A 15970-nucleotide genomic window follows, 5' to 3' on the forward strand; every position below is an offset into this window, starting at 1 on the left:
CCAGATCAAGTGGGGCCTGGACTACATGAACGAGCGCTACGGCAGCCCCGTCGGCGCCTGGAACTTCTGGCAGGCCAACCACTGGTACTAAGCCGGCGGTCGCGGCGCGGCAGACACACGAGGGCCCCGGTGGCCGGCCTCCCCAGGTCCGGCCACCGGGGCCCCTCGCGTCCCATCCCACGGGTTCAGTGGTCGCCTCCGGGCGCGCGGGCCCAGGGGCTCACGCGCGGGCCCGGGGGCTCAGAGGCGCTGGATGATCGTGCCGGTGGCCAGCGCGCCCCCCGCGCACATGGTGATCAGCGCGAACTCCTTGTCGCGCCGCTCCAGCTCGTGCAGCGCGGTGGTGATCAGCCGGGCGCCGGTGGCGCCGACGGGGTGGCCGAGGGCGATGGCGCCGCCGTTGACGTTGACCTTCTCCAGGTCCTGTCCGAAGACCTGCGCCCAGCTGAGGACGACGGAGGCGAAGGCCTCGTTGATCTCCACGAGGTCGATGTCCCTGAGCGACATCCCGGCCTTGCCCAGGACCGCCCGCGTCGCGTCGATGGGCCCGTCCAGGTGGAAGTGCGGATCGGCGCCGACCAGGGCCTGGGCGACGATCCGGGCGCGCGGCTTCAGCTTGAGCGCGCGGGCCATCTTGCGGGAGGCCCACATCACGGCGGCGGCGCCGTCGGATATCTGGGAGGAGTTCCCGGCGGTGTGCACGGCCGTCGGCATGACCGGCTTGAGCCGGGCCAGGCCCTCCATGCTGGTGTCGCGCAGGCCCTCGTCCCGGTCGACCAGCCGCCACATGCCCTGCCCGGCGGCCTGCTCCTCCTCCGTGGTCGGGACCTGGACGGCGAAGGTCTCGCGCTTGAAGCGTTCCTCGGCCCAGGCGGTGGCGGCCCGCTCCTGGGAAAGCACACCGAGGCGGTCGACGTCCTCGCGGGTCAGGCCGCGGTGCCGGGCGATCCGCTCGGCGGCCTCGAACTGGTTGGGGAGGTCGACGTTCCACTCGTCCGGGAAGGGCTTGCCCGGGCCGTGCTTGGAGCCCGAGCCGAGCGGGACCCGGCTCATCGCCTCGACGCCGCAGGCGATGCCGATGTCGATGACCCCGCCGGAGACCATGTTGGCGACCATGTGGTTGGCCTGCTGGGAGCTGCCGCACTGGCAGTCGACGGTGGTGGCGGCGGTCTCGTAGGGGAGGCCCATGGCGAGCCAGGCGTTGCGGGCGGGGTTCATGGACTGCTCGCCGGCGTGGGTGACGGTGCCGCCGACGATCTGCTCGACGCAGTCGGGCTGGATTCCGGTACGGGCGAGGAGTTCCCGGTAGGTCTCGCCGAGCAGGTAGGCGGGATGGAGGTTGGCCAGGGCGCCCCCGCGTTTCCCGATGGGCGTGCGTACGGCTTCGACGATGACGGGTTCCGCGGCCATGAGCTCGTCCTCTCCTGCACACTCTGCACGGCGCCGGCGTGGCGGGCCGTCCGGCTGCCGCCCTGCTCGAACTAGTACGCGTTCTAGTTATCTACCGCAGTCTTATGACCTGGACCCCCCGCACGCAAGGGTCTTGCACGCGCCCTCCACGGATTCCACACTCAAGAGTTGACGCGGGGACCCTTGTCACTTCTAGAACTCGTTACTACCTTCAAGCCACCTTCTGATGGGCCGTCAGACCCTCGTCAGACCTTGGAGTCGCCCGATGTCCTGTCCCGTGCTGCCCGAAGGCTTCGACGCCACCGACCCCGACCTCCTGCAGGAACGGGTCCCGCTGCCGGAGTTCGCGCGGCTCCGGCAGACCGCCCCCGTGTGGTGGTGCGCACAGCCGCGCGGGATCACCGGGTTCGACGACGAGGGCTACTGGGCCGTCACCCGGCACGCGGACGTCAAGTACGTCTCCACGCACCCGGAGCTGTTCTCCTCGACCACCAACACGGCGATCATCCGCTTCAACGCGCACGTCCAGCGCGAGCAGATCGAGGCCCAGCGGCTGATCATGCTCAACATGGACCCGCCGGAGCACACCCGCGTCCGCCAGATCGTGCAGCGCGGCTTCACCCCGCGCGCCATCCGCGGCCTGGAGCAGGCCCTGCGCGACCGGGCGCGGAAGATCGTCGAGGAGGCGCGGGCGGCTTCGGCGGACGGCAGCTTCGACTTCGTCACCCAGGTCGCCTGCGAACTCCCGCTCCAGGCCATCGCCGAACTGATCGGCGTACCGCAGCGGGACCGGTCCAAGATCTTCGACTGGTCCAACAAGATGGTCGCCTACGACGACCCGGAGTACGCCATCACCGAGGAGGTCGGCGCCAACGCGGCCGTCGAGCTCATCGGGTACGCGATGAACCTGGCCGCCGAGCGCAAGGAGTGCCCGGCCAAGGACATCGTCACGCAGCTGGTGGCGGCGGAGGGCGAGGGCAACCTGCGCTCCGACGAGTTCGGCTTCTTCGTGCTGCTGCTGGCGGTCGCGGGCAACGAGACCACGCGCAACGCCATCAGCCACGGGATGCACGCCTTCCTCTCCCACCCCGGGCAGTGGGAGCTGTACAAGGCGACCCGGCCCTCGACGGCCGCGGAGGAGATCGTGCGCTGGGCCACGCCCGTGGTCTCCTTCCAGCGCACCGCCACCCAGGACACCGAGCTGGGCGGGCAGAAGATCAAGGCGGGCGACCGGGTGGGGATGTTCTACTCCTCGGCCAACCGCGACCCCGAGGTCTTCACGGATCCGGAGGTCTTCGACATCACCCGCGACCCGAACCCGCACCTCGGCTTCGGCGGCGGGGGCCCGCACTTCTGCCTCGGCAAGTCCCTGGCCGTCATGGAGATCGACCTGATCTTCAACGCCCTCGCCGACACCCTGCCCGACCTGCGGCTCGCCCCCGAGGGCGGCGGGCCGCGGCGGCTGCGGGCGGCCTGGCTCAACGGCATCAAGGAGCTCCGGGTCAACGCCGATTGACCCGTGACCCAGGGCGGCAGGGGCCGTCACCTCCCACGCCCCGGCCCCTGCCGTCCGCTGGACCGGCCGCCCGAGTGGCGCGACCGCGGAAGCGGGCCGATCCTTGCAGGACGCGGCGATCCACCGAAGGGGCGCCGGGGCCCGTCGGCCCCGGCGCCCCTTCGGCCGTCCGACCCTCGGTCGGCCGGCCGTCCGCCGCCAGGCCGTTCACCCGTTCGGGCGTGCGGGTCCCGCCGCGCGGTGCCACACTGGGGCCATGACCACGGTCACGGCTGCGCCGGGCCCCTCCTTCCGGGGCCGGCTGGTGCGGCCCGGGGACCCCGCGTACGACGAGGACCGGCGGGTCTGGAACGGCTCGGTCGACCGGCACCCCGCCCTCATCGCCTGCTGCACGGGCGTCGCGGACGTGCGGGACGCCGTACGGTTCACGGCGGGCGAGGGGCTGCCGCTGGCGGTCCGCTCCGGCGGCCACAGCTTCCCCGGGCACTCGGTGTGCGACGACGGCGTCGTCCTCGACCTCTCCGCGATGCGCGGCATACGCGTGGACCCCGAGGCCCGTACCGTCCGCGCCCAGGCGGGGGTGCGGCTCGGCGAGCTGGACCGGGAGACCCAGGCCTTCGGGCTCGCCGTCCCGGCCGGGATCGTCACGACCACCGGGCTGGCGGGGCTCACCCTCGGCGGCGGGATCGGCTGGCTGATGCGCAAGTACGGGCTGACGATCGACCAGCTGCTGTCGGTGGACGTGGTCACGGCCGACGGGTCGTTCCTGACGGCCAGCGAGAAGGAGAACGCCGAACTCTTCTGGGGGATCCGCGGCGGAGGCGGGAACTTCGGGATCGTGACGGAGTTCGAGTTCCGCCTCAACCCGGTGGGTCCCGTGGTCCTCGCGGGCCCGGTCCTGTGGCCGGTGGAGGAGTCGCCGCGGCTGCTGCGCCTGTACCGGGACTGGATCACCGACGTGCCGGACGAGCTGACCACCGCGGTCGTGCACCGCCGGGTGCCGCCGGTGCCGTTCATGCCGCGGGAGCTGCACGGGCGGCCGGTGGTGATGGTGGTGTGCTGCTACGCGGGGCCCGTCGAGGACGGCGAGGAGGTGCTCCGGCCGCTGCGCGAGGCGGGGCCGCCGCCGCTGCTGGACCTGTGCGTGCCCAAGCCGTTCACCGCCCACCAGGCGATGTTCGACCCGTCCTTCCCACGCGGGCGCTGGTACTACTTCAAGTCCTGCGACGTGGACCGGCTGGACGACGAGGTCATCGACCGCACCGCCGAGCACGCGGCCCGGATCGTGTCACCGCTCACCGCCTTCCCGATCTTCCAGCTCGGCGGGGCGATCCGGCGGGTCGGGGACGACGAGACGGCCTTCGGCGGGCGCTCCTCGGGGCACACCTTCAACATCAACGGGACGACGGAGGGCCCCGAGGGGTTCGAGGCGGAACGGGAGTGGGCGCGCGGCCTGTGGTCGGCGCTCGCCCCCTACCAGACCGGCGTCTACTCCAACTTCCTGATGGAGGAGGGCGAGGACCGGGTCGCGCAGGCCTACGGCGAGGCGAAGTACCGGCGGCTGCGGGAACTGAAGCGCCACTACGACCCCGGCAACCTCTTCCGCCTCAACCAGAACATCCCCCCGGCCACCGCCTCCTGACCCGACGTCCGGCCACCGCCTCCTGACCCTTCGTCCGGCCGCCGGTCCTACCGCCGGGCGGCGGCCAGCCGGTCCGGCTCCCCGGCCGTCCTGCGCTGCACCGGCAGGGTGACCCGCAGCCCGCGCGGCCCGGACAGGACGTGGACCAGCCCGAAGCCCGCTCCGACGACGGCCGCGCCGCCCACCGCGTCCAGCACCCAGTGGTTGGCGGTCGCCACGATCGCGCACACCGTGATCAGCGGGTGCAGCGCGCCGAGCAGCTTCTGCCAGCCCTTCGGCGCAAGCACGACGACCACGATCCCGCACCACAGCGACCAGCCGAAGTGCAGCGAGGGCATCGCCGCGTACTGGTTGGAGATCGCGGTCATCGCCCCGTACGAGGGGTTCGCCAGGTCCTGCGCCCCGTGCACGGTGTCGACGAAGCCGAGGCCGGGCATCAGCCGCGGCGGGGCGAGCGGGAACAGCCAGAACCCGGCCAGCGCGAGGGCGGTCGCCAGGCCCAGCGAGGCCCGCGCCCAGCGGTAGTCGCCGGGCCGGCGCCGGTAGAGGACGGCCAGGATCCCGAGGGGCACCACGAAGTGGAAGGAGGAGTAGTAGAAGTTGAAGAACGCCTCCAGCCACGGGGTGTCGGCCACCGCCCGGTTCACGGCCCGCTCGATGTCGATGCCGAGGACCCGCTCGATGCCGTGGATCCGGCTCCCGTTGCGTTCGGCGACGGGGCGGCTGGCGGGGGCGGCGGCGCGGATGTGCGAGTAGACCGCGTAGCCGACCCGTATCAGCAGGAGTTCCAGCGGCAGGCTGGGGCGCGACAGCGCGCGCCGCCACAGCGGCAGCAGCGGCACCCGGGCCCAGCGAGCGGGGGCCGGACGTCCGTAGCGGGTGGGAACGGGCTCGCGCCAGTACGGGGAGGAGCGCGGCAGGAACGGCACGGCGCAGGCCGCCGCCACGGCCGCGAGGAGCGGCACGTTGTCCCGTACGGGGGCCAGCGCGGCCAGGTTGGGCAGCAGGACCGCGCTCGGCAGGGTGATGGCCGGCACCACGACGGCCGGCCACACCCGCCGGTCGGCGGCCCGCTTCCCGACCTTGCCCGCCACGGCGAGCAGCACCCACAGCAGTTGGTGGCGCCAGCCGGTCGGCGAGACGGCGACGGCCGCGCAGCCGGTGACGGCGACGGCGAGCAGCAGCTGGCCGTCGCGGGCGTAGCGGGCGGCGCGGCGCAGCGCGGCCCAGGTGATCGCGGCGGCGAGGGCCGTGTAGAGGAGGATCTCGCCGGGGCCGCTGAGGCCGAAGCGGAGCAGGGCGCCGTGGACGGACTGGTTGGCGAGGCCGTCGGGGGATCCGCCGAGGCCGGTGCCGGCGAGGTGGTGGATCCAGTACGTCCACGAGTCGCGCGGCAGGGCGGCCCAGGCCAGGACGGTGGCCGCGGCGAAGCTCGCGGCGGCGGCGCGGGCGGTGGGGCGGCGGCCGGTGAGCCACAGCAGCGGGGCGAAGAGCAGGAGCGCGGGCTGGAGGGCGGCGGCGAGGCCGACGAGGAGCCCGGCGGGCTTTCCCCCGGGCACCCGGAAGACGGCGAGCAGCACCAGCAGCACGGGCAGGACGGCGGTCTGGCCCGGGAAGGCGGCCGCGCGGACCGGGAGGGAGACCATCATCAGCGCGACCAGCACGGGCGCGGCGAGCAGCGCGGTGCGGCGGGGCACCGGATCGGGCAGCCCGCGCGCCGCGACCACCCCGACGGCGGCGACGAGCAGCAGGGTCACGCAGGTCCAGGCGACCTCCAGGGAGGAGGGCGGGGCCAGGCCGGCCAGGGGCTTGAGGACGAGGCCGGCGAAGGGGGTGCCGGTGAACTGTCCGGCGTCGTAGAGGGTGCCGGGGGCGGCGGTGCCGGCCGAGAGGTGGAGGTCGCCGAACCACTCGGCCGGGGGCACGCGCAGGACGGCGGCCGCCTGTCTGACGGCGAGGACCGCGGCGAGCGCCCACAACAGGAGGCGGGCCGCCCCGAGTCTGCCGCTGCCGCCCATGACCGCGGCACGTCCGTCGGCACCGCCGTGCTCCGCCGCGTCAGCCACGCCTCGCCGTCCTCACTGGGGATCACTGCCTGGACGACGATATCCCCCGCGCGATCCCTAGGATGGCGGCATGAGCATCGTGAAGATCAACGCCCTGACCGTTCCCGACGAACAGCGGGAGGTGCTGGAGCAGCGGTTCGCCTCGCGTGCGGGGGCCGTCGAGTCCTCGGACGGGTTCGAGTGGTTCGAGCTGCTGCGGCCCGTCGAGGGCACGGACCAGTACCTCGTGTACACGCGCTGGCGCTCCGAGGAGGACTTCCAGGCGTGGATGGAGGGTCCGATGAAGGCGGCGCACCAGGGTGGCGGGGACCGGCCGAAGCCGGCGGCGTCGGGGTCGCAGGTGTGGTCGTTCGAGGTCGTGCAGCAGGCGGCGCCGAAGAAGGCGTGAGGACGGAGGGAAGGGCCCGGGGGCGTGCGCTCCCGGGCCCTTCCGTCTTCCGCCTTCCGTCGCTCGGCGCTCGGCTCTCGGCCCTCAGCTCCAGAAGGCGTCGCTCTCGTCGAGGTCCTGCGTGCACTGGTCGATGTCGGTGATCTTGCCGCCGACGATGGTGAAGAAGAGCCCCTCGTGGATCTCGATGCCCCGGTCGCCGCGGTCCGCCATGGTGGTGTGGGAGGACATCGCGTGGCCCCTGCCGTCGACCAGGACGCGCTCCAGGGTCACCCGGAAGGTACCGCCGGTCTCCTCTCCCATACGGCGGTAGAGGTCGAGGACCGCTTCCCGCCCCTTGTGGTGCCCGGACAAGGGGCTGGTGCCGGGCACGTGGTGGATGACGTCAGCCGTCATCAGGCTGCCCAGGGTCTCCATGTCGCCCTTGCCGAAGGCCTCGTAGCCGCGGCGGATCAGGGCACAGTCCGGATGCTCCGACATGACCGTCCACCCTTCGTTCGTGTGATTTACGCCTTTTCTCATCATCGGCCCGTGCCTGTGGATATTCCACGCGGGGAGCGGGGGCGGGTCTCCACAATGGCGGCATGGACAGGAATGTGATCACGACGGCAGGCAGGGCGGGCACGACGGCGGACCGGGGCGGCGCCTCCGGCTGGGCGGTGGCCCCCGAGCCGTTCACGACGGCGGACGCCACGGCCCTGCGGCGCGCGTACTACGCGGAGGTCGCGGGGCGGTACTGGGAGCGGTCCGTCACGGAGGCGGAGATCGACCAGGGGATGCTGGACTTCCCGGCCGACGAGCTGGCACCGCCGACGGGGCGGTTCGTCGTCGGCCGGCTCGACGGGCGGCCCCTGGCCTGCGGCGGCATACGGCTCCTGGACCCGGCCACCGCGGAGCTCACGCGGATCTACGTCGACGCGAGCGCGCGCGGCACGGGCGGCGGGGCGGCGCTGCTCGCCGTCCTGGAGGAGGAGGCCCGCGCGCTGGGCGCCCGGCGGATGCGGCTGGACACCAGGACGGACCTGGTGGAGGCGCGCGCCCTGTACGCGCGTCACGGGTACCGGGAGATACCGGCGTACAACTCCGGGCCGTACGCCCAGCACTGGTTCGAGAAGCCGCTGGTGTGATCGGCTGCGCCGGTCAGCGCGCCGCGTGGTCCCGGCGCGGGAGGGTGTCGTAGGGCTCCTCGGCGTCGGATCCGCACAGCTCCCGGCTGAGTTCCTCGACGAGTTTGACGAGGTCGGTGGGGCGGTCGGGGCCCCACCAGTCGCCGAGCAGTTCGGCGAGGGACTCCTGCCGGGCGCCGGCCAGCCGGTCCGCGGCCTCGCGGCCCCGGTCGGTCAGCACGAGGGAGAGCCCCTCCCTGGCGGCGAGCCCGCGCTCCTCTACCTGACGGGCGGCGTCGGTGACGGCCCTGAGCGGAACGGATGTGCGTTCGGCGAGCAGCGCCGGGTCCACCGAGCCGTACTTCTTCATCCGGAGCAGGATCCAGCTGGCGGCGGGCAGCAGGTCGTAGCCCGCCCTCGCGGTGATCTTCTCGTAGACGTGGACGCGGCCCTCGCGGGTGCCGAGCACCGACAGGGCGCGGGCGACCTCGTCGTGGGATGAGCGCTGGACGGGGTTGGAGGCGAGCGTCTCCGTCACATCGGGGGCGGTGACGGACCCGCGGAGCTTGTCCTCCTTGAGGAACCAGGCGATCAGGAACGCGAGGAGGACGACGGGGACGGCGTAGAGGAAGACGTCGGTGATGGCGCTGGAGTAGGCGTCCAGCACCCGGGGCCGCAGCGCGGGAGGGAGGGCGCCGATGGCCCGGGGGTCCGCCTCGATGCTTTCCGGGCTCGCGGCGGGCGGGAGGGGGACGCCGGCGAGGGTGGCGGTGAGCTTCTCGCCGAGCCGGCTGGTGAAGATCGTGCCGAAGATGGCGACGCCGAAGGAGGCGCCGATGGAACGGAAGAAGGTGGCACCGGAGGTGGCGACCCCGAGGTCGGCGTAGCTGACGGCGTTCTGCACCACCAGGACGAGCACCTGCATGACCAGGCCCAGGCCGGCGCCGAAGACGAAGAAGTAGGCGCTCATCTCCAGGTCGGAGCTGGTGCGTTCCAGCCGGTGCAGGAGCAGCAGGCCGACGGCGGTGACGGCGGTTCCGCTGATGGGGAAGACCTTCCAGCGTCCGGTGCGGCTGACGATCTGTCCGGAGGTGGTGGAGGCGATCAGCAGGCCGAGCACCATCGGCAGCATGTGGACGCCGGACATGGTCGGTGAGACGCCCCGGACGACCTGGAGGAAGGTCGGCAGGTAGACCATCGCGCCGAACATCGCGAAGCCGACGATGAAGCTGATCACCGAGCAGAGGGTGAAGGTGCGGATCCGGAACAGCTTCAGCGGCAGGACCGGTTCGGCGGCCCGGCGCTCGACGAACAGGAAGGCGACGAGGAGGACGGCGCCGAGGACGGCGAGGCCCACGATCCTGGCCGAGCCCCAGCCCCAGCTGCCGCCGAGGGAGGCGACGAGGACGAGGCAGGTGGCGACGCCGGCGATCAGGGCGGTGCCGAGGTAGTCGATGGTGTGCCGGGAGGGCCGGGCGGGGATCCGCAGGGCGGCCGCGATGACGAGGAGGGCGACGAGACCGATGGGGAGGTTGATGTAGAAGACCCAGCGCCAGGAGAGGTGGTCCACGAACAGGCCGCCGAGCAGCGGGCCGAGCACGCTGGTCGCGCCGAAGACGGCCCCGAAGAGGCCCTGGTACTTGCCGCGTTCACGGGGCGGGACGATGTCGCCGACGATCGCCATCGACAGCACCATCAGCCCGCCGCCGCCCAGGCCTTGCAGGGCGCGGAAGCCGATCAGCTGCGGCATGTCCTGGGCCAGCCCGCAGAGCGCGGAGCCGATGAGGAAGATGACGATGGCGTACTGGAACAGCTTCTTGCGGCCGTACTGGTCGCCGAGCTTGCCCCACAGGGGGGTGGCCGCGGTGGACGCCAGCATGTAGGCGGTGACCACCCAGGACAGGTGCTCCATGCCGCCGAGCTCGCTCACGATGGTGGGGAGCGCGGTCGAGACGATCGTCTGGTCGAGTGCCGCGATCAGCAGGCCCAGCAGGAGGGCCCCGATCGAGACGAGCACGTCCCGGGAAGCGCGTTCGGCTCCCGGGGCGGGGTTCACTGGCGACGCGGTCACGTCCTGAGCCATCGGCTCCTCCTCACGCCGGATCAACACCTCCATCCTGAGCGGTCTGTCCGGTTATGGCCTCTCGGAAGGGTTGGGTGGGGCCAAAGGGGTCTGCATAATCGCTGGCAGTGTCCAGGGAGGGGTTGTCAGTGAGCGCTGAGCGCTGTCCGGAATGCGGCGCCGCGAGCGCCGAGTGCGTGTGTGCGCGGGGGGTGGGGTTCAACCCGTTGCGCATCCGCCCCTACATGGCCGCGCCCGGGGCCGAGGGAACGGCCCCTCCCCCGACGCCGCCCCAGCCGGTCCTGGGCTCCGTGGCCCACCCCGACCCCTCCGCCGGCACCCCCTTCCCGACGTACCCGCCGGGCACTCCGGAACCCCCCGAGCCCCCGACGACCATGCTCCCGCCGGTCCCGCCGGTCCCGCCGTCTCCGGACGAGGCGCCCACGGCCATGTTCCCGCCGATACCTTCCGGCGCGGCGGACTGGCCCGGTGGGGGTCTTGAGGCGGCGACGGCCATGATCCCCGCCGTTCCGGCGGCTCCGGGCACGGCGGTTCCCCCGCCCACTCCGGGTGCTCCGGGTGCTCCGGGTGCTCCGGACACGTCGGACGAGGCCCCCACGGCCGTGTTCCCGGCAGATCCGCGCGGCGTCGGGGCGCCGGGGGCCGACCGGACGATGCGGCTGCGGGCCGTGGCCCCGCAGGGGGTGCGGACGGGGGCCGGGCGGCCGAAGCCGCGGTGGCGGGCGGTCCCGCTGCTGGCGGCGGCCGGGGCGGTGGTGGCCGCCGGAGCGGTCGCCCTGGCGCTGGGGCTGTTCACCGGCTCCGGGAAGGACGGCACGACGCTGGCGGACCCCAAGCCGTCGGTGCCCGCGACCGGCGAGGCCCCCGCCGGGCCGTCGCAGACGCCGTCCGGCCCCGCGGAGAGCGCCTCCGAATCGGCCTCGCCGTCCGCGTCGGCCAGTGCGTCCCGGTCGGCGTCTCCCTCCCCGAGCCCCTCCCGCACCTCGGCGGCGCCGTCCCCGAGCCCGTCCGCGAGCCCGCCCCGCGCCACCACGCCCGCCCCGCCTCCCCCGCCGCCCTCCAAGGCCGCGACCCTGCGCAACGGCGACTCGGGCCCCGAGGTGCTGAAACTCCAGCGGCTGCTGGCGGACCAGGGGATGTACAACGGCCGGTTCGACGGCCGGTACGGCCGCTCCGTGGAGCGGGCGGTGGAGGACTTCCAGATGGAGTTCGGGGTCTACGGGGACCCCTGGGGCGTCTACGGTCCGGCGACCCGGCGCGCCCTGGAGGGATAGGTCACGCGGGCGGCGGTGGCGCGCACCGCCCCCGGTTTTGTATCGTGTAGGAACAAAGTGGTTCCGTCCACACCCCCTGACCGGTGGACGGAACCACTTGTTCTCTTCTCCCGCCCCGTCTGGAGCCCGCCGATGTCGGCCAGCACCGCCTTCGCCCACGTCGTCCTCAACGCCAGGGCCCTGCTCCTGGACATGGACGGCACCCTCGTCGACTCCGACGCGGTGGTCGAGCGCTGCTGGCGCGAGTGGGCGCTGTCGCACGGGCTGGACCCGCAGGAGGCCCTCAAGGTGGTCCACGGCCGCCAGGGCTACGCCACGATGGCCATCCTGCTCCCCGAGCGCCCGATGGAGCTCAACCACGCCGAGAACGCCGAGATGCTGGCCCGCGAGACGGCCGACACCGAAGGCGTGGTGCCCGTCGCGGGCGCCCCGGAGTTCATGGCCGCCATCGCCCGCCTGCCGCACGCCCTGGTCACCTCGGCCGACGCCGCCCTGGCCGGAGTCCGGATGGCGGCCGCCGCCCTGCCGATGCCGGACGTGCGGGTGACCGCCGAGTCCGTGGGGGCCAGCAAGCCCGACCCGGAGGGCTTCCTCAAGGGCGCCGCCGAGCTGGGCGTGGACCCGGCCGACTGCGTGGTCTTCGAGGACTCCGGCGCAGGCATCGCGGCGGGCCTGGCGGCCGGCATGCGGGTGATCGGCATAGGCCCGCGCGCCGCCGCCCACGGCCCCACGGCCCACGTGGACGACCTCACCGCGGTGCGGGTCGAAACCGCCGGGGACGGCTCGATCCGCCTCGCCCTCACCCCCGCCCCGGCGCGATAGCCCGGCCGGGGCGGGGGACCCGGCCGGCGTCAGCCCGCGATCGCCTCGTAGAGGGAGAACCCGGCCAGCGCCAGCATGACGCAGGCCGCGACCTTGGTGATGAGCCGCAGCGGGACGTACTTCATGAGGGTGCGCCCGCCCAGGATGCCGATGCCCGCCACCGCCCAGAGCGCCAGCACGGCACCGAGGCCGACGGAGAGCGGGTTGTCGTACCGCGCCGCGAGGTTGGCGGTCATGATCTGGGTCAGGTCACCGAACTCGGCGACCAGGATCAGCATGAAGCCGGCCCCCGAGACCTTCCAGAAGGACTGGTCGGCGGGCGGCTTGACCTCTTCCTCGTCGTCGCCCTTCTTGAACAGCAGCATGGCGGCGCCCGCGAGGAACAGCAGGCCCACGACGGCCTGCACCAGCCGGTGCGGCAGGAGCGTGAGCACGCTGCCCGCGGCGATGGCGAGCGCGACGTGCACGGCGAAGGCGGCGGCCACGCCCGCGAAGACGTAGGAGGCGCGGTAGCGGGTGCCGAGCATCAGACCGGCCAGGGCCGTCTTGTCGGGGAGCTCGGCGAGGAAGACGACGCCGAAGGCGATCGCCAGCACGGTGAAGCTGAACACGGGGTGAAACCTCGATCGGTCGGGCAGGACGCCATCGGGACCGAGAGACCTGGGGTGTTTGAGGGGTCGCTTCGGCTCGGCGGCGCCCTGAAAAATGTCGACACGCCCACACACCGCGCGCATGCGGGATACGCATGCTGCGCCGCGCGCGTCGCGTCACATGGACAGGACACTGCGGCCGAAGGTCTCGCTGGCGGGCCGCTGACGCGATCCGCCTCCGGGCGCCGGCTGGTGTGACCCAGCAGTATGTCGACGGTCCGGCGAAGAGCTACTCCCCTTCTGCTCCGTCCAGGGTACGCGACGACGGCCGCGAGGCCAGGGCGTCCGGAATGTGAGCTTGGCCCCACCCTGCCCCGTCCTGGCGGCCGGAATCTCAACTTCCCCTTGAATGTGGGGCGTTGATCTCCTTGATGTGACGTGCCCATGTCGGCAATCTGTCACCTGGTGCCCATCCCCGCGACATCCGGCGCCGCCAACATGGCCGCGCCCCGCCGGGGCCGCACGGCCCCCACCCCCCCCGCTCCAGGGAGCCCCTCATGCCCCTCACGCCCTTCCGCACGCCCTCGTTCTACGCGCGTCGCCTCCGCCGCGCCGGGCGCGCCGGCGTCCTCGCCTCCGCCGTCGCCCTCGCCGCCCTCACCTCCCTCGTGAACGCGCCGGCCGCCCTGGCCTCCCCGCCCACCCCGATCAGCGCCGCCGAGGCCCGCGCCTACCTGGCCACCGTCACCCCGGCCGCCGAAGGCTCCCTCACCGGTTACAGCCGCAGCCAGTTCCCGCACTGGATCACCATCTCCGGCACCTGCAACACCCGTGAGACGGTCCTCAAGCGCGACGGCGTCAACGTCGCCACCGACTCCTCCTGCGCCGCCGTCAGCGGAAGCTGGTACTCCGAGTACGACGGCGCCACGTGGACCGCCGCCTCGGACGTGGACATCGACCACATGGTCCCGCTCGCCGAGGCCTGGCGTTCGGGCGCCAACACCTGGACCACCGCCAAGCGCCAGCAGTTCGCCAACGACCTCACCCGCCCCCAGCTCATAGCCGTCACGGACAACGTCAACCAGGCCAAGGGCGACCTCGACCCCGGCAAGTGGCTGCCGCCGCGCACCGCCTACCGCTGCACCTACGCCCGCGCCTGGGTCGAGGTGAAGCAGTACTGGGGGCTGAGCATGGACGCCGGGGAGAAGACCGCCCTGGTGAACGTCCTGAACGGCTGCTGACACCCCGCCGCTCCCCGGGAATTTTCACCCCCGCTCTCCCCCGCCAGGGGGAGGCCGGCCCCCCGCCCCGCCCCGTACCGTGATCCAAAGGGCTGTCGAGGAGGGGGAGTCTGATGGCCGGACTGCGACTGGGACCACTGCTGCGCTACGTCGACTGGGACACCGGCGGGTCCGCCACGATCTGGATCGAGGCGGACCGCCCGTGCACGGCGCGGGTGCGGTGCGCCGACGGATCCGGCGGCAGCGCCCGCACCTTCCAGATCACCGGCCACCACTACGCCCTGATACCGGTCACCGGCCTGACGGCCGGTACGGCGACGGCGTACGAGGTGCTCCTCGACGGCGTGACCGTCTGGCCCCCGCCCGACGGCCGCTTCCCGCCCAGCACGATCGCCAGCCCGGCGGTGGGAGGCGGCGCCGGCCACCCCACGCCCGAGCTGCGGATCACGTTCGGTTCGTGCCGGCAGGCCGCCCCGCCCGCCGGCCGGCGCGGACCGCACGGGGCGGACGCCCTCGACACCCTCGCGGCCCGGCTCGCGGCCGACCCGTCGCGGGGCCGCCCGGACCTGCTGCTGCTCCTCGGCGACCAGGTCTACGCCGACCAGCTGTCGAAGGACACCCGGCGCTGGCTGGCGGCCCGCCGCGACCTGCGCGAGGCCCCCGGCGCCCAGGTTGCGGACTACCAGGAGTACACCCGCCTCTACGACGAGTCCTGGGGCGACCCGGAGATCCGCTGGCTGCTCTCCACCGTCCCGAGCCTGCACATCTTCGACGACCACGACGTCATAGACGACTGGAACACCAGCGCCTCCTGGCAGGCGGAGATGCGCGCGACCCCCTGGTGGCCCGAGCGCGTCCTCAGCGGACTCATGTCGTACTGGGTGTACCAGCACCTGGGCAACCTCTCCCCCGCCGAACTCGCCGCCGACCCCCTGTACGCCGCCGTACGGGCCACCCCGGACGGCACGGACGCGCTGCGCGCCTTCGCGGCCGCGGCGGACGCCGACCCCGCGACGGTGCGCTGGAGCTACCGCCGCGACTTCGGCCGGACCCGGCTGCTGATGGTCGACACCCGGGCCGGGCGGGTGCTCGCCGAGGACGGGCGGGCCATGCTCGACCCGGCGGAGCAGCGCTGGCTCCGGGAGAACGCCCTGTCCGGGCACGGCGGCTACGACCACCTGCTGATCGGCTCCTCGCTGCCGTGGCTGATGCCGCCGCTGATCCATGACGCCGAGACGTGGAACGCCGCGCTCTGCCGCGGGGAGCGCGGGGAGCGGTGGGCGCGCATCGCGGAGGACCTGCGGCGGCGCAGCGACCTCGAGCACTGGGCGGCGTTCCCGGCGTCGTTCGCCGCCCTCAGCGATCTGGTCGAGGAGGTCGGGACCGGCCCGAAGGCCCCGGCGACGGTAGCCGTCCTGTCCGGGGACGTGCACCACGCGTACGTGGCCGAACCGCTCATACCCAGCACGGCGCGGGTCTTCCAGCTGACCTGTTCGCCGGTGCACAACTCCATCCACACCGCGGTGAAATGGGGCTTCCGGCTGGGCTGGTCCCGGCTGGGCCGCTGGCTGGGCCGCGGTTTCTCCCGGCACGGCCGGACGGGACGGCCGCCGCTGAGCTGGCGGCGTACGGGCGGCCCCTGGTTCGGCAACCAGCTGATGACGCTGACCCTGGCCGGGCGGGAGGCCGGCCTCCGGCTGGACCAGGCCCGCCGGTCGCGGGCCGGTGCCCGGCTGGTGACGGTGCTGGACCGCCGGCTCACCGGAGCGGAGTAGGCCCGGGCTCCGGGGCGGCGCCGCCGGGCGTACGCTGTATGGCTGTCAAGCCGCCCC

Annotated in this window: 13 protein-coding genes and 1 pseudogene; 9 read left to right on the top strand and 5 right to left on the bottom strand. The window is 73.2% G+C overall.

Going from position 1 to position 15970, the window contains the following annotated elements:
* Positions 1 to 91: pseudogene (locus ACFY0O_RS13860) on the top strand (lytic transglycosylase domain-containing protein); the annotation flags it as partial.
* 149 nt (positions 92 to 240) lie between these two features.
* Here the strand turns inward: ACFY0O_RS13860 and ACFY0O_RS13865 are convergent.
* Positions 241 to 1410, bottom strand: a complete 1170-nt coding sequence (locus ACFY0O_RS13865) for a steroid 3-ketoacyl-CoA thiolase (protein ID WP_344155681.1) — start codon at positions 1408 to 1410, stop codon at positions 241 to 243.
* 265 nt (positions 1411 to 1675) lie between these two features.
* On the opposite strand from ACFY0O_RS13865, the gene ACFY0O_RS13870 reads away from it, so the two are divergent.
* Together ACFY0O_RS13870 and ACFY0O_RS13875 are read left to right on the top strand one after the other, a co-directional pair.
* Entirely contained in the window at positions 1676 to 2926 is a 1251-nt protein-coding gene (locus ACFY0O_RS13870; RefSeq protein WP_388946740.1) for a cytochrome P450, read from the top strand.
* Between the two features lie 256 nt (positions 2927 to 3182).
* Positions 3183 to 4568: an FAD-binding oxidoreductase gene (locus tag ACFY0O_RS13875; RefSeq protein ID WP_388946742.1), complete on the top strand. Its 1386-nt coding sequence runs from the start codon at positions 3183 to 3185 to the stop codon at positions 4566 to 4568.
* Between the two features lie 47 nt (positions 4569 to 4615).
* Here ACFY0O_RS13875 and ACFY0O_RS13880 read toward each other — a convergent pair whose 3' ends face one another.
* Positions 4616 to 6586 (bottom strand): phosphatase PAP2 family protein, encoded by a 1971-nt coding sequence (locus ACFY0O_RS13880; RefSeq protein ID WP_388947262.1) that lies wholly within the window; start codon positions 6584 to 6586, stop codon positions 4616 to 4618.
* Positions 6587 to 6704: 118 nt separating this feature from the next.
* On the opposite strand from ACFY0O_RS13880, the gene ACFY0O_RS13885 reads away from it, so the two are divergent.
* A complete protein-coding gene (locus ACFY0O_RS13885; protein WP_388946744.1) occupies positions 6705 to 7022 on the top strand; it encodes an antibiotic biosynthesis monooxygenase family protein in 318 nt (105 codons plus the stop codon).
* A gap of 84 nt (positions 7023 to 7106) precedes the next feature.
* On the opposite strand, the gene ACFY0O_RS13890 is transcribed toward ACFY0O_RS13885, so the two are convergent.
* Complete coding sequence (locus ACFY0O_RS13890; RefSeq protein ID WP_388946745.1) at positions 7107 to 7502, bottom strand: nuclear transport factor 2 family protein; 396 nt, start codon at positions 7500 to 7502, stop codon at positions 7107 to 7109.
* 104 nt (positions 7503 to 7606) lie between these two features.
* Between ACFY0O_RS13890 and ACFY0O_RS13895 the strand changes: the two genes are divergently transcribed.
* The gene (locus ACFY0O_RS13895; protein WP_388946747.1) at positions 7607 to 8149 is read left to right on the top strand and encodes a GNAT family N-acetyltransferase; all 543 of its coding nucleotides are present in this window, start codon (positions 7607 to 7609) and stop codon (positions 8147 to 8149) included.
* Positions 8150 to 8162: 13 nt separating this feature from the next.
* Here ACFY0O_RS13895 and ACFY0O_RS13900 read toward each other — a convergent pair whose 3' ends face one another.
* Complete coding sequence (locus ACFY0O_RS13900; protein ID WP_388946749.1) at positions 8163 to 10211, bottom strand: DHA2 family efflux MFS transporter permease subunit; 2049 nt, start codon at positions 10209 to 10211, stop codon at positions 8163 to 8165.
* 602 nt (positions 10212 to 10813) lie between these two features.
* On the opposite strand from ACFY0O_RS13900, the gene ACFY0O_RS13905 reads away from it, so the two are divergent.
* Both ACFY0O_RS13905 and ACFY0O_RS13910 read left to right on the top strand, forming a co-directional pair.
* Complete coding sequence (locus ACFY0O_RS13905) at positions 10814 to 11485, top strand: peptidoglycan-binding protein (protein ID WP_388946751.1); 672 nt, start codon at positions 10814 to 10816, stop codon at positions 11483 to 11485.
* 132 nt (positions 11486 to 11617) lie between these two features.
* Complete coding sequence (locus tag ACFY0O_RS13910; RefSeq protein WP_388946753.1) at positions 11618 to 12307, top strand: HAD-IA family hydrolase; 690 nt, start codon at positions 11618 to 11620, stop codon at positions 12305 to 12307.
* Positions 12308 to 12336: 29 nt separating this feature from the next.
* On the opposite strand, the gene ACFY0O_RS13915 is transcribed toward ACFY0O_RS13910, so the two are convergent.
* The gene (locus tag ACFY0O_RS13915) at positions 12337 to 12918 is read right to left on the bottom strand and encodes a TMEM165/GDT1 family protein (RefSeq protein ID WP_358896355.1); all 582 of its coding nucleotides are present in this window, start codon (positions 12916 to 12918) and stop codon (positions 12337 to 12339) included.
* Between the two features lie 536 nt (positions 12919 to 13454).
* Here ACFY0O_RS13915 and ACFY0O_RS13920 point away from each other — a divergent pair.
* Positions 13455 to 14138 (top strand): DUF1524 domain-containing protein, encoded by a 684-nt coding sequence (locus ACFY0O_RS13920; RefSeq protein ID WP_388946754.1) that lies wholly within the window; start codon positions 13455 to 13457, stop codon positions 14136 to 14138.
* Positions 14139 to 14251: 113 nt separating this feature from the next.
* Positions 14252 to 15913 (top strand): alkaline phosphatase D family protein, encoded by a 1662-nt coding sequence (locus ACFY0O_RS13925; protein WP_388946755.1) that lies wholly within the window; start codon positions 14252 to 14254, stop codon positions 15911 to 15913.
* Positions 15914 to 15970: the final 57 nt, after the last annotated feature.

Origin of the sequence: Streptomyces sp. NPDC001594 (assembly GCF_042893675.1) — a bacterium.
In the GTDB taxonomy this organism is placed as follows: Bacteria; Actinomycetota; Actinomycetes; order Streptomycetales; family Streptomycetaceae; genus Streptomyces.